A 14,269-nucleotide genomic window follows, 5' to 3' on the forward strand; every position below is an offset into this window, starting at 1 on the left:
AGAGTCGGGGACAGCGGAGTCCTCATCCTAGGCGGGCACCTTGCCAGGGACCTGCGAGCGTCGGGCGGCCCTCGTCTGGTAAGGGGGCCCTCGCGAGCGGCCATCCGCGCGGTGCGGGCGGCGCGCGTCAGCAGGTCGGCAGGGCGTCCAGGTCGCCGCCCGAGGAGACGGCCTGGAGCGCCCGGAGCGAGTCGTCGAGCGTCGAGACCGCGAAGACGCGGAGGCCGTCCGGCACGTGGCCGCGGACCTCGCCGCAGTTGTCGGCCGGGGCGAGGAAGTACTCGGCGCCCGCGCGCTCGGCGCCGAACAGCTTCTGCCGGATCCCGCCGATGGGGCCTACCGTGCCCGAGGCGTCGATCGTGCCCGTGCCCGCGATGGCCTTGCCGCCCGTGAGCGAGCCCTCCTCGAGCTTGTCCATGATCCCGAGCGCGAACATCATGCCGGCGCTCGGCCCGCCCACGTCGTCGAGCTGGATGTCGACCTCGAACGGGAACTCGTAGGCGGTGGAGGTGACGACGCCGATGACGGGCCGGCCGTCGCGCTCGGCGGGCGTGACCTGCACCGTGCTGTCCTGCCCGTCGCGCGTGATCCCGAAGGACAGGGGCGTCGTCGTGCCGGCCGCCGCCACGCGCGCCTGCAGGTCGGCGAGGTCGACCACGGTCGCGCCGTCCACCGTGCGGATCGCGTCGCCGACGCGCAGCGGGCCGTCGGCGGCCGAGCCCGCGAGGACGCTCTGCACGTCGAGGGTGCGCGGCACGTCGACGCCGAGCTCCATGAGGGCGGCGGCGACGGCGTCCTGCTGGGAGTCCGTCATCTGGACCTGGTTCTGGGCCTCGCGCTCGTCGGCGGTCTGGTTCGCGGGGAACACCGCCTCGAGCGGGACGACGCTCCTGCTCGGGTCGAGCCAGGCGGAGACGACCGAGAACCAGTCGGGACGCTGCTCGGGGTTGCCGACGACGCTGACCGTGAGCATGTCGAGGCGGCCGTCGGTCGGGTAGGTGGGCCGGTCGGGGATGGAGATGAGCGGGCGCTCGGCGCCCTCGTGGTCGCTCGTGCCGAGGGTGTCGAAGACCGGGCCGGGCTGCTCGATGACGTACGGCGACGGCATCAGGCCGAGCGCGAGGGCGAGCACGGCGCCCGTGCCCGCGAGCACGCGACCGACGCGGCGACGGCGCGGCGGCCGGGGTGCGCGGGGGGCGTGCTGGGCGAACAGGCTCATCCGGAGGTCCTCGCGGTCGGGTGGCGCGGCGGGCCGGGGAGCGGTCGCGCGACGGGGGTCGAGGCGGCCCGATCGGCCGCTGTTCGCGGCGGGCGGAAGCCGCGACGGCCCAGCCTAGGCGAATCCGGATGGGTTTCCCGTGGGCGCGGGCTAGCGTGGATCCACCGGCCGCGGCACCGCGTCCGGGCCCCTCCAGACCCACCGGGAGAACCTCCATGGCCGACGAGCCCACCCCGAATCCCGAGGACGAGTTCCGACGCATGCTGGAGCGGTTCCTCGGCGCCGACGGGCAGATCGACCCCGACAAGCTCGCGGGTGCCGCGGGCCTGCCGAAGGACCCGGAGATGGTCCGCCAGCTCATCGCGCAGCTCCAGGGCGCGCTCAGCGCACCGGGCGACGGCGTGGACTGGAAGGTCGCCCGCGAGGGCGCCCGCCAGCTCGCCGCGGCGGAGCAGACGCAGGTCACCCAGGCGGCGTCCGCGCCCCTCGACCAGGCGTTCCAGGTCGCCGCGCTGTGGCTCGACGAGGTCACCTACGTCAGCCAGCTCACGGTCGCGCCGCGCCTCGTCACCCGCGCGCAGTGGACCGAGCTGACGATGCCCGTGTGGACGCAGCTCGCCGAGCCCGTCGCCCTCAGCATCGCCGACTCCCTCACCGAGGTGCTCCAGCAGAACGCGCCCGAGGAGATGCAGGGCATGGTCCAGGGCGCCGGCCGCATGATGCGCAACCTCGGCGGCACGCTCTTCGCCATGCAGCTCGGCCAGGTGGTCGGGCAGCTGTCCACCGAGGTCGTCTCCGGCGGCGACGTGGGGATCCCGCTGCTCGACGACCAGCAGGCCGCGCTCCTGCCGCAAAACGTCGCAGCGTTCGGATCCGGCCTCGACGTCCCCGAGGACCAGGTGCAGATCTACCTCGCCGTCCGCGAGCTGGCGCACGCCCGCCTCTTCCGCCACGCGCGCTGGCTGCGCCTGCAGCTCATCACCTCCATCACGGAGTTCGCGAAGGGCGTGCACATCGACACCGAGCGGCTCGAGTCGCTCGCCGAGGGCTTCGACCCGTCGAACCCCGAGGAGCTCCGCCAGGCCATGGTCGACGGATCCCTCATCCCGCCGAAGACCGACGCCCAGCTCGCCGCGCTCGCCCGGCTCGAGACCATGCTCGCGCTCATCGAGGGCTGGGTGGACGTCGTCACGGCGGCCGCCACCGTGCGCCTCCCCCGCGCCTCCGCCATCGCCGAGACCGTGCGCCGCCGACGCGCCACGGGCGGACCCGCCGAGTCGGCGTTCGCCACGCTCGTGGGCCTCGAGCTCCGGCCCCGGCGCCTCCGCGAGGCCGCGGCCATGTGGCAGGCCGTGTCCGACGGCGTGGGCGCCGAGCAGCGCGACGCGCTGTGGTCGCACCCGGACGTGCTGCCCACCTCGGAGGACATCGACGCGCCGCACGCGCTCGTCGCGCGCCTCACGCAGGGCGAGCCCGAGCCCGACGAGGTCGACCAGGCGCTCGAGGACCTGCTGAGCGGATCCGACGCCGGCCGCCCCGTGGAGGACGGCCAGGGCCGCGCGACCGAGCCCGGCGAGACGCCGGACGAGCGGCCCGACGACGACGGCACGGATCCGCACCCCGTCTGACCCCTTCGGGCGCGTCCCTGTGGACGCGGCCCGCGGAGGACGGCCCGGTCGGGCACTCTCCGCGCCCATGGCCATCCGACTCGATCCCCGTCTCCCGCTCGTCTGGCGCACGCCGGACTCCCTCCAGCTCGGCGTCGACCGCCCGCCCGTGGTGCTCACGGCCGTGTCGCGGCTCGACGAGCGCCTCCTCGCCGCGCTCGTGCAGGGCGTCAGCCGCGGCGGCCTCGACATGATCGCGGCGACGGAGGGGGCGACGCCCGCGCACGTCACGCAGCTCCTCGACCTGGTGCGGCCCGCGCTCCTGCCGCCGCGGGAGACCGGCCCGGCGGCCGCCGACCGCCTCCCCCGGTCCGCGCGCAGCGGTCCGGTCGCCGTCGTCGGCGGCGGTCCGACCGCCGAGCGCGTGGCCGACGCGCTCGCCCGCGCCGGGCACGACGTGCGGATGCGGCGCCTCGCCGACGAGGCGGATCCCGACGCGTCCCTGGCCGTCCTCGTCGCGCACTTCGCCATCGCGCCCGCCGTCTACGGCCGCTGGGCACGGGAGGACGTGCCGCACCTGCCGGTGGTCGTCGGCGACCGGCACGCCGTCGTCGGCCCGCTCGTCGAGCCCGGCCGCACGGCGTGCTGCTACTGCCTCGACCTGCACCGCCGGGACGCGGATCCGGCCTGGCCCGCCATCGCGACGCAGCTGCTCGGGCGCGACAGCGGATCCGAGGCGGGGCTCGTGCCGGCGGAGCTCGCGGCCCTCGCCGCCCGGCCCGCCGACCGCCTGGTCACCACCGGCGAGAACGCGCTCGCGACGCACCAGGCCGTGCTCGACCTGCGGACGGGACGCGTCACGCGCCGCGCTTCGCGCCCCCACCCGCTATGCGCGTGTCGAGCTCTGCCAGGAACCGCGACGGCTCCCGCTGACCGGATCGGTGCGGTCCGCTCCGGCTCCACGAGAGCCGCAGCCCGGAGCGCGCGCGCGTGATCCCCACGTAGAGGAGGCGCCGCTCCTCGTCCACCGCCTCGAGCGTCTGCGCGTAGCTGATGGGCACCAGCCCCTCGCTGAGCCCCATCAGGTAGACGTGCTCCCACTCGAGGCCCTTGGCGGAGTGCAGCGTCGCGAGCGTGACGGCGGAGACGGTCGGCTCGTGCTGACCGGCCTGCCGCTCGAGCAGCTCGTCGGTGAACGCGCGGAACGTGCTGCCCGCGGGCATCCGCTCGGCGAGGCCCATGATCGCGTCGAGCGACTCCCAGCGGTCGCGCACGGCGCCCTGCTGCTCGGGCGGCTGCTGGCTCCAGCCGAGGCCGCGGAGCACGTCGCTCACCGACTTGAACAGCGGCTCGCCCGAGATGGAGACGGACGCGCCGCGGAGCGCGAGGAGCGCCTGCTTGATCTCGGGGCGGTCGAAGAAGCGCTGGGATCCGCGCACCTGGTAGCTCACGCCCGCGTCGCCGAGCGCCTGCTCCAGCACCGCGGACTGGCCGTTCATCCGGTAGAGCACGGCGATGTCCTCGGGCGCGATGCCGGAGGCGATCTGCTGCGCGATCGCGCCCGCGATGGCACGCGCCTCCGCGCCGTCGGACGGGAACGCGCTCACCTGGGGCGCGCGGAAGCCCTCGCCGCGGCCGGACACGGCGGCGGATCCCCGGCCCTTCGCAGTGGTGGTGCCCGTGCCGTCGCCGTCCGGATCCGCGTCCGCCGAGACGAGCGTGAGCGCGCCGGGACGCCCGCGCATCAGCCGGTTCGCCGCCTCGGTGATGCCCGAGGTCGAGCGGTAGTTCCGCTCCAGTCGCACCACGGTGGCCTCGGGGAAGCGCGATGCGAAGTCGAGGAGGTAGGCGCTCTTCGCGCCCGCGAACGAGTAGATGGTCTGGCTCGCGTCGCCGACCACGCAGAGGTCGCGGCGGTCGCCCATCCAGAGGTCGAGGATCGTCTGCTGCAGCGGCGAGACGTCCTGGTACTCGTCGACCACGAAGAAGCGGTACTGCTCGCGCACCTGCTGGGCGACCCACGGCTCCGCCTCGATCATGCCGGCGGTCGCGAGCAGCACGTCCTCGAAGTCGAGCTGGCGGCGCTGGTCCTTGATGTCCTCGTAGGCCTGGAGGAGCGCGACGGCCTGGTCGGCGTCGAGCTGCGGCGGGAGCGTGCGCGTGGTGCGCGCGGCGAGGCCGTACTGCTCGATCGAGATCATGGAGACCTTGCGCCACTCGACCTCGGCGGCCATGTCGCGGAGGGCGGCCGTGTCGAGGCGGAGGCGGAGGGACTCGGCGGCGTGGCCGAGCATCCGCCCCTTGCTCTCGATGAGCCGCGGCATGGTGCCGCCGACCACCTGCGGCCAGAAGAAGTTGAGCTGCTTGAGGGCCGCCGCGTGGAAGGTGCGCGCGGCGACGGGTCCGGCGCCGAGCTCGCGCAGCCGTCCGCGCAGCTCGGCCGCGGCGCGCGAGGTGAAGGTGAGCGCCATGACGCGGTTGGGCGGGTAGACGCCGGCCTGGATCCCGTAGGCGATGCGGTGCGTGATGGCGCGCGTCTTGCCCGTGCCCGCGCCCGCGAGCACGACGACGGGGCCGAGGAGCGCCTCGGCGGCGAGCCGCTGCTGGTCGTCGAGCGCCTCGAGCAGGGACTCCGCGGTGGGCGACTCGACCGCGTCCTCGTCCACCGCCTCGGGGACGGGGCCGAGCGCGACGGGTGCCGGGAGGGGACCGGACGCGCTCGACCCGTAGGGGTCGCGTCCGGGCGTGCCGGGGACGAGCTGGTCGGTCACGATCGGCGGGTCACCACTCCCGCTCGCCGTCCTCGAGGGGTCCGCCGTACCACTCCTCGATGATGGCGCGCGCGATCGACGACGGCCCGGGCAGCGCGATCTCGCCGAGCGACGCGCGCAGCTCCTCGCGGCTGAACCAGCGCAGGTCGATGATCTCGGTGCCGTCCGGCGTCGCGGGCCCGCTCGTCGCGGAGGCGCGCGCCAGGAAGCCGACCATGACGGAGGCGGGGAACGGCCACGGCTGGCTGCCCAGGTAGCGCGGGTCCTCGACGGTGACGCCGGACTCCTCCAGCACCTCGCGCTTCACGGCGGCCTCGAACGACTCCCCCGGCTCCACGAACCCCGCGAGCAGCGAGTAGCGGTCGCCGCCCCACATGGCGTTGGCGCCGAGGAGCAGGCGGTCGTCCTGGTCGACGACGCCCATGATCACGGCGGCGTCGGTGCGCGGGAAGACCTGCGAGCCGTCGGAGGGCGCGCGACGCACCCAGCCGCCCTGCTCGACGACGGTCGGCTCGCCCGTCTTGGGCGAGAACGGGTGCGACGCGTGCCAGTTCGCGGTGGCGAGCGCGCCCGTGAAGAGGGCGGCGTCGCGGTCGTCGAGCTGGGTGGCGGTGGTGCGCAGCTCGATCCAGCGCTCGTCGGCGGGCTCGAGCTCGAGCGCGGCCGCGTCGGTGAGGACCGCGGCGACGACGGGCGTGCCGACGGGCTCGCCCTCGTGCGCGATGGTCGTGCGGCCGAGGTAGATGCGCACGGTCGCCGCGGTGACGCGGTCGACCGGCAGGAGGTCGAGGGCGGCGCGGCCGTCGGCGGCGGAGCCCAGTGCGCGGTGGCCGTGCAGCGCGAGGACGCGGGTGGCCGGATCCGCCCACAGCTCGTCGAAGAGCGCGGGCGAGTCGCGGTTCAGGCCGTCCCGGTCGACGCCCTCGCGGGACAGGGGCAGGCGGGAGAGGAAGCTGTCGAGCACGGGGGACCAATCGACTTCGAGGGCGGACGGGCCGAGGGGCGGGACGTCGTGCGTCGTGATCCGCCCACGGTGCGCGTGTGGGGCCGGAAGCGCGTGGCGCGGTGAGACGGAGGGCTCCCAGCGACCTAACCTGTAAGGCATGGCCAGATCCCACCTCACTCTAGCCGCGTTGGCGACCTCGGCCGTCGCGGGGCTCGACGTGGTCCGCAGCACCCCCTTCACGGCCGGCGGCGCGGGCGACTTCGACTCCGCGCTCCTCTCCACGCGGGACGGCCGCGAGCTCCTCGTGCGCGTCCCGACCACCCAGGCCGCCGAGTCCGAGCAGTCCGCGGACCTCGTGGCGCTGCGGGCGCTGAGCACCGGGATCCGCTCCCGCCTGCCGTTCCGCGTGCCCGAGTTCCTGGGGCAGGCGCCCATCAAGCCCACCCGCGGCTTCGTCTACGAGCACGTGCCCGGCCGGGTCATCTCGCTCGACGAGATCCCCGCGGGCGACGGCCTCGCGCGCTCCATCGGCGCCGCCGTCTCCGCCGTGCACAGCCTGCCGACCGGCTTCGTCGCCGACGCGGGCCTGCCCGTGCTCTCGGCCGCCGAGATCCACAGCCAGACCGCCGCGCTCATCGACCGGGCGGCGGCCACCGCGCTCGTGCCGAGCCTGCTGCTCAGCCGCTGGGAGGAGGCGCTCGACGACGCGTCGCTCTGGCAGTTCCAGCCCGCGGTCGTCAACGGCGCCGTGCAGGCGTCGTCCTTCCTCGTGGACGGCGACGACGTGACCGGGATGATCGGGTGGTCCGAGCTCCGCGTCGCCGACCCCGCGCACGACCTGCACTGGGTGCTGGGCGCGCGCGCCGAGCACGTGGCCGAGAGCGTCTTCCGCGCCTACAACCAGGCCCACCACGTCACCGTCGACCGCCAGCTCAAGCAGCGCGCGCTCCTCTACGCGGAGCTCGAGATCGCCCGCTGGCTGCTGCACGGCACCGACACGCGCGACCAGGGCATCATCGACGACGCCGTGAACATGCTCAGCGCGCTCGTCGACACGGTGCGCGCCGACGAGGGCCACCGCATCGCGCACGAGACGCTGCCCGTGATGGACGTCGACCAGGTCGAGGAGATGCTCGACTCCCGGCCTCAGCCCACCGTCTCCCCCGACGGCGCGCGCGACGCGTCCGGCGTACGCGCGCCCGACCAGAGCGCCACGAGGTCCTCCTCGGAGTAGAGCCGCTCCGGCTTCAGCGACACGTCGTCGGCGACGAAGTAGAACTCGGCGTCGATGAGGTCCGGGTCGATGCCGCGCCACTTCGCGAACGCGAGGCGGTACAGCGCGAGCTGCAGCTGCTTGAGCTCGAGGTCGGCCGCGTCCTTGGGGGTGCGGCCGGTCTTCCAGTCGACGACCCGGTAGCGGCCGTCGATGAGGAACACCGCGTCGATCTTGCAGATGACGACCTGGCCGGCGAGCTCCATGTGGATCTCGACCTCGACCTCCTCCGGCTTCCGGCTCGCCCACTCGCTCGCCTCGAAGATCGCCCGCAGCCGGTCGAGGTCCTCCGTCTCCACGGGGGGCTCGGTCGCATCCTCGTCGAGCTCGACGCCGGACGCGTCGATGACGTCGCCCGTGCCCGCGGGCCCGTAGCGCGCCTCCACCCAGCCGTGGAAGAGCGTGCCGAGCCGGGTCTGCCGGTAGGGGCGCTCCGGCATGGGGCGGCGCAGGCGCGCGGCGACGCCCGCGGGGTCGCTCACGAAGTCCTTGAAGCGCGAGGCCGGGATCCGCGTGGGCAGGTCGACGAGCTCGGCGTCCCGCGCGCGGGCGTCGCGCTCGGCGAGGAGCAGGTCGATGTCGCGGGTCCAGACGGTCTCCGCCTGCGGGTCGGCGGACGCGACGGCCTCGGCGGCGGCGCGCACGCGGGCCTCGCGCGGGCCGAGCGGAGGCAGCGGCCAGGCGACGCGCGCGGATCCGGGTTCGAGCGGGTTCTCCTCCAGCTCGGGCGCCTCCGGGAACGCGTCGGGCGCGATGAGCCCGACCTCCTGGATCTCCCGCAGGAACGCGCCCGGCCCCCGGGGCTTCTGCTGCGTCGACCAGAACGACCCCGTGAGGAGCAGGTCGGACCGCGTGCGCGTGATGGCGACGTACGCGAGGCGCCGCTGCTCGGCGGCGTTGCGCTCCTCGAGCTCCTCGCCGAACGCCTCCATCGCCTCGGCGAACTCCTTCTGCGTCTCCACGCCGCGCCAGGCGAGCGACGGCAGCTCGGCGGAGTCGCCGCGGAACTCGAACGGCAGGGCGCCGAACGCGACCCAGCCCCGCTTCTCCCGCAGGGTGCCGGGCAGCTCGCCCTCGACCATGCGGGGCACGGCGACGACGTCCCACTCGAGGCCCTTGGATCCGTGGATCGTGAGGATCTGCACCGTGCCGGGCTCCGGCTCCTCGGTGCGCGGCGCGAGGTTGTCGCGCCGCTCCGCCTCGGCGAGCCAGGCGAGGAACGGGCCGAGCGTGCCCGCGGAGTCGCCCTGCAGGTAGCCAGCCACCTGCTCGGTGAAGGCCTCGAGGCTCGCGCGGCCGAGCGGATCCGTCTCGTTGGCGGCGACCTCGATGTCGAGCAGCAGCTCCTGCTGGACGACCGTGACGAGGTCGACCAGGTCGAGCCCGACGCGCGACCGCAGCACCTGCAGCTGGCGGCCGGCGGCGCGGAGGCGCGCCAGCCCCTCCTCGCTGAAGGCCGCGAGCGCTGTGTGCCCCTCGCGCGCGCCGACCACGAAGTCGAGCGCGTCGACGACGGAGCCCACCTCGTCCGGCACGACGGAGGCGCGGAGGCCGTCGCGCACCTCGTCGGCGAGGGGCTTCTGCGCGTGGTCGCGCGACATCAGCCAGGACGCGACGCGGGACAGCGCGTGCACGTCCTTCGTGCCGATCCGCCAGCGCGCGCCCGTGAGGAGCCGCAGCAGCTCGCTGCCCGCCGTGGGGTCGTGCAGCACGCGGAGCACGCACACCAGGTCGACCACGGCCGGCTGGTCGAGGAGGCCCCCGAGGCCCAGCACCCGGAAGGGCACGCCGCGGTCGGCGAGCGCCGTCGTGAACGGCTCGATGGTCTTGAGCGAGCGGCAGAGCATGGCGGCCGAGCGGGGGCGTCCGTCGGATCCGGGCTGCCGCAGCCGGCCGGCGAACCACGCGGCGGTCGCGGCGGCCTCGTCGGCGACCGTCTCCTCGTAGGCGACGTCGAGGCGCCCGTCGCCCGCGTCCGGGCGGGGCTCGAGCCGGGCGACCGGGATCCGGGACGCGGCCGTGAGCGGCTCGACGATGCGGTTCGCGGCGCCGAGCACGGACGCCGGGTTCCGCCAGCTGGTGGAGAGCGCGTAGACGGGCACGTCGGACGCCGCAGCGCCCTCGGGCGCGAAGTCGGCGCCGAACCGCGCGAGGTTGGCCGCGCTCGCGCCGCGCCAGCCGTAGATGGACTGGTGCGGATCCCCCACCGCCATGACGGGCGTGCCGCCGAAGAGCGTCGAGAGGAGCCGCGTCTGCACGACGGAGGTGTCCTGGTACTCGTCGAGCAGCACGACGCGGAACCGCCTCCGGTGCTCGGCGACGACCTGCGGCACGCGCTCGCAGATGGCGAGCGCGAACGCGACCTGGTCGCTGTACTCGACGAGCCCGCGCCGGGTCTTCTCCTCCTGGAACCGCACGGCCAGGTCGACGAGCGGGGGCAGCGCGCCGACGGCGGCCACCGCGTCGGCGGCGGGCGCCTTGCGGATGCGGGCGGATCCGAACGGCAGCTCCTCGAGACCCGTGAACGCGCCCGCGAGGCGCACGACCTCGGCGGGGTCGGCGACGTTCTCGCTCATCGCTCGGCTGAGGGAGATGACGGCCTGCGTGATGGGATCCACGCCCCGCCCGAGCTCGAGCAGCCGCGGATCGGTGCTCTCCACCACGAGCCGGCGCGCGAGCTGCCACGCGGACGCCTCGGTGAGCACGACCGACTCCGCCTCGCGGCCGATGAGCGTCGCGCTGTCGCGGAAGATGCCGTTCGCGAAGGCGTTGTAGGTCTGCACCGTGGGCGTCGCGAACGCGTCCGCGGGGACGGCCGCGAGCCCGGCCTGCTGCAGCTGCTCGATGCGCGCGCGGATCCGCACCCCGAGCTCGCCCGCGGCCTTGCGCGTGAAGGTGAGGCCGAGGATCTCCTCGACGCCCACGTGCCCGTTGGCGAGCAGCCACACGACGCGGCTCGCCATGGTCTCGGTCTTGCCGCTGCCGGCGCCCGCCACGACGAGGCCGGGCTCGAGCGGCGACTCGATGACGCGACGCTGCTGCTCGGTGGGGCTCGGGAGGCCGAGCGTCTCCGCGATGCGGCGGGCGCTGACGGGGCCTCCCTCGACCACGCCGGACGGCTCGACGCCGCTCATGCCGACACCGCCCGCACGAGGTGGATGCGGTAGCGCCTCGCCGACCCCGGATCCCGCTCCCCCAGGTCCGGCGTGCCCTCGAACGTCGCGGCCGCCATGCCCTCGGCGGCATCGGCGATGCGCGCGCGGAACCCGTCGAGCTCCTCGCGGGTCAGCGGCTCCTGCGGCAGCTCCCGGTAGGGCAGGCCGCGCGTGCCGCCCGAGACGTAGAGCAGCTTGGCGCCGCCGGACGTCGCATCGGCGGGCACCTGCTCGAGCGAGCCCTCGACGAAGGCCAGCTGGTACGAGCCCAGCTGCGCGTGCGTCGGGATCTCGGCCCGCGTCGGGTAGTGCCGGCCGGTCTTGAGGTCGACGATGACCACCTGGCCCTCCTTCGTCAGCTCGATGCGGTCGATCTTCCCGCGGAGGCGCGCCACGCCCACCTCCAGCTCGAAGCCGCCCTCGGCCGCGAGCATGCGCCCGCCGTCGGCCTGGAAGTCGCGCAGGTAGCCGCTGACGCCGGCGATGAGCTCGCCGGCCTGCCGCCGCTCGCGCTCGCCCACCCAGGGCGACTCGAAGGGCAGCTCGCCCCACCGTGCGTCGAGGCGGGCCTCGAGGGCGGGCGGGCGGAGGTCGGCGTCGGGATCGAGGCTCGCCTCCTCCATGATGGCGTGGACGATGGTGCCGATGCCCATGGCGGTGCTCGTGGATCCGCCGGACGCCTGGTCGACGAACCAGTTGAGCGGCGAGCGCTCGAAGGCCTCCAGCCGCGACGGCGAGACCGGCACGCGGGCCTCGGGATCGGTGAGGTCGACGACGGGCTCGGTGGTGGAGGGCGCGCGGAGGCCGTACCACTCGGCCGGATCCGCGCCCGTCACGCCCTCTGCGGCCAGCCGCGCGAGGGCCGAGGCGGCGGCGCGCCCGCGCTCGCGCGTGGCGTCGGCCGGGCGGCGCGCGGTGCGGTCGCCGGAGACGACGCGGCCGTCGTCGAGGAGGACGGCGTCGCGGTGCACGACGGCGAGCTCGCGTCGGAGCGCGCCGACGAGCCCGCGGAGCGACAGGGGGTGGTCGGGCCGGATCCGCAGCGCGGCCGGCGCGTCCTTCGCCACGCGGCCGGCCTCGGCGCCGGCCTCCGCCTCGGCGAGGCCGGGCGCGGGCGGCACGAGCCGGAGGAACGGCGACGGCGCCTCCTCGTCGTTGGCGGTGGCGCTGAGGACCACGACGCGCGACGCGCGCGACACGGCGAGCGCGAGCATCCGCAGCTCGTCGCCGAGGACCTCGGCCCGCTCGTCGACGTCGGCCCGGTCGAGGCCCCGCGCGACGGCCGAGAGGCGCTGGGGGTGCAGCAGGGATCCGCGCAGCCGCAGGTTGGGCCACACGCCCTCCTGCAGCGCGGCGACCGCGACCACCTCGTAGCCCGCGCCCACGACCGCGGACGGGGTGGCGACGAGCACGGTGTCGGCGAGCGGCTGCGGCGAGAGCGTGTCCTCGGGCACCTCGGCGCCGAGCAGCTCCTCCACGAAGTCGGACGCGGGACGGCCCGGGTTCCGCTCGACGAAGCGGCGCGCGGCCGTGAAGAGCGCGACGACGCCGTCGAGGTCGCGGTTCGCCTGGTCCGCGACGATCCCCGTCTGCAGCGCCTGCTCGAACCACGGCGTGGCGAGCCGGGACCCCTCCCACAGATGCCAGAGCAGCTCCTCGATGGTCCCGTCCGCGGCCGCCAGCTCCCGGGCGCCCTGCAGCGTGCGGGCGAGCCGGCCGAGGCGGCGCGCGGGCGCGAGGTCGAGCGTCTCGAGCCGGCCGGGCGCCGCGAGCGCCTCGACGAGCAGCGCGTCGCTCGACCGGTGGCCGTCGCCCGCGAGCTCCTCCTGGCGCATGGCGAGGCGCAGGCGGCGGAGGGCGACACCGTCGAGGCCGCCGAGCGGACCCGTGGCGAGCTCCGCCGCGATGTCCGGCGTGAGCGGCACGCGGCCGAGCACGACGTCGACGGCGCGGATGAGGGCGAGCGCGGCCAGGTCGTCGCGGAGCGCGCGCCCGGCGACGGCCGTGCGCGTGGGCACCTCCGCGGTCGCGAGGCTGCGGGCCACCTGGGGCACGAGGGATCCGGAGCGCACGAGCACGACCATGCGCGCCCACGGCACGCCGCCCAGCAGGTGCTCCTCGCGGAGCCGACGGGCGAGGCGCGCCAGCTCGATCGCGCGCGTGGGCGCCTCGATGACCTGGATCGGGTCGGCGTCGTCCACGAGCCCCGGCGCGGATCCCGCCTGCCGCTGCCGCCCCGCGCCCGCCGCGCCGATGCGCGCCGTGACGGCCGAGGTGAGCGCCCGGAGCGCGGGCGGCTGCCGGTGCACGCGGTCGAGCACGAGCGTGCGGAGGTCCGGCAGGCCGAGCACGGTGGACAGGCGGCCGAGCGCCGACGCCTCGGCCCCGCGGAACGTGGCGGCCGCGACGTCCGGGTCGCCGAAGGCCACCACGTCGGCGCCGCGCGCGGCGAGCGCCTGGAGGAGGGACAGGGTGGCCACGGTGGCCTCGTGCAGGTCGTCGACCACGACCAGCCGGATCCCCGTGAGCGCCTCCCCGCGGGACACGAGCAGCACGGCCTCCGCGAGCAGCTCCGCGCTGTCGAGGTGGTCGCCGCGGAAGGCGTCGACCACGTCCTCGTACTCGCGGGCGAACGCGGCGGCGGCGACCCACTCGGGCACGTCGTGGGCCCGGCCGAGGTCCGCGAGCGCGTCCGGCCGCACGCCCTCCTCGGTGGCGCGCATGAGCAGCTCGCGGAGCTCCGTGCGGAAGGCGCGGAGCCGCCGCACCTCGACGCCGAGCGGATCCGGCCACGCGGGCCCGGTGCCGAGCTCCTCGTGCCCCTCGAGGAGGTCGGCGATGATCTGGTCCTGCTCGGCGCCCGTGAGCAGCCGGGGCGGCTCGGTGCCGGTCTCGGCGGCGCGGCGCGCGAGCACCTCGAAGGCGACGGACGTGGCGGTGCGCGCGAGCGGCCCGAGCGTGGGCACGCCGACCCGGAGAGCCAGCTCGTCGCGGAGGCGCGTGGCGGCGGCGCGCGAGGGCGCGAGCACGAGGACCTCGGCGGGGTCGAGGCCCTGCACGAGGATGCGCTCGGCGACGAGCTCCCGCAGCGTCGTGGTGCGGCCCGACCCCGGCGCGCCGATGACCGCGGCGCTCACGCCCACGGGCAGCTCCAGGACCGCGCGCTGCGACGGGTCGGGCTCGATGCGGGGACCCGCGACGCCCGCGACGGAGGCGGTCGGCTGGCGGAATCCCCTGATGGTCACGCGCCCACGCTACCGGCGGCCCCCGACGTCGGCGGATCCGCGGATCCCTCGCC

At 75.6% G+C, this 14,269-nt stretch carries 7 protein-coding genes and 1 pseudogene; 3 read left to right on the top strand and 5 right to left on the bottom strand.

What is annotated here, in order from left to right; genetic code table 11:
- Positions 1 to 127: 127 nt before the first annotated feature.
- Entirely contained in the window at positions 128 to 1,219 is a 1,092-nt protein-coding gene (locus ACMT9T_RS04175) for a YlbL family protein (RefSeq protein ID WP_414744376.1), read from the bottom strand.
- 215 nt (positions 1,220 to 1,434) lie between these two features.
- Here ACMT9T_RS04175 and ACMT9T_RS04180 point away from each other — a divergent pair, with 215 nt between their 5' ends.
- Both ACMT9T_RS04180 and ACMT9T_RS04185 read left to right on the top strand, forming a co-directional pair.
- A complete protein-coding gene (locus ACMT9T_RS04180) occupies positions 1,435 to 2,847 on the top strand; it encodes a zinc-dependent metalloprotease (protein ID WP_414744377.1) in 1,413 nt (470 codons plus the stop codon).
- Positions 2,848 to 3,289: 442 nt separating this feature from the next.
- Positions 3,290 to 3,715, top strand: a pseudogene (locus ACMT9T_RS04185) (TOMM precursor leader peptide-binding protein); the annotation flags it as partial.
- Here ACMT9T_RS04185 and ACMT9T_RS04190 read toward each other — a convergent pair.
- Both ACMT9T_RS04190 and nudC read right to left on the bottom strand, forming a co-directional pair.
- Entirely contained in the window at positions 3,684 to 5,597 is a 1,914-nt protein-coding gene (locus tag ACMT9T_RS04190) for an ATP-dependent helicase (protein WP_414744378.1), read from the bottom strand. The pseudogene ACMT9T_RS04185 and the gene ACMT9T_RS04190 sit on opposite strands and share 32 nt — an antisense overlap.
- Positions 5,598 to 5,607: 10 nt before the next feature.
- Complete coding sequence (nudC, locus tag ACMT9T_RS04195; RefSeq protein ID WP_414744379.1) at positions 5,608 to 6,561, bottom strand: NAD(+) diphosphatase; 954 nt, start codon at positions 6,559 to 6,561, stop codon at positions 5,608 to 5,610.
- Between the two features lie 139 nt (positions 6,562 to 6,700).
- Here nudC and ACMT9T_RS04200 point away from each other — a divergent pair, with 139 nt between their 5' ends.
- On the top strand, positions 6,701 to 7,777 hold the full coding sequence (locus ACMT9T_RS04200; protein ID WP_414744380.1) for a phosphotransferase: 1,077 nt from the start codon (positions 6,701 to 6,703) through the stop codon (positions 7,775 to 7,777).
- On the opposite strand, the gene ACMT9T_RS04205 is transcribed toward ACMT9T_RS04200, so the two are convergent.
- Positions 7,690 to 10,950, bottom strand: a complete 3,261-nt coding sequence (locus tag ACMT9T_RS04205) for an ATP-dependent helicase (RefSeq protein ID WP_414744381.1) — start codon at positions 10,948 to 10,950, stop codon at positions 7,690 to 7,692. The genes ACMT9T_RS04200 and ACMT9T_RS04205 overlap by 88 nt on opposite strands.
- Positions 10,947 to 14,216, bottom strand: coding sequence for an ATP-dependent helicase (locus tag ACMT9T_RS04210; protein ID WP_414744382.1), 3,270 nt, complete (start codon positions 14,214 to 14,216; stop codon positions 10,947 to 10,949). The genes ACMT9T_RS04205 and ACMT9T_RS04210 overlap by 4 nt, the downstream gene beginning before the upstream one ends.
- Positions 14,217 to 14,269 lie beyond the last annotated feature (53 nt).

This window comes from Clavibacter vidaverae, assembly GCF_047529985.1.
Lineage (GTDB): Bacteria > Actinomycetota > Actinomycetes > Actinomycetales > Microbacteriaceae > Clavibacter > Clavibacter nebraskensis_A.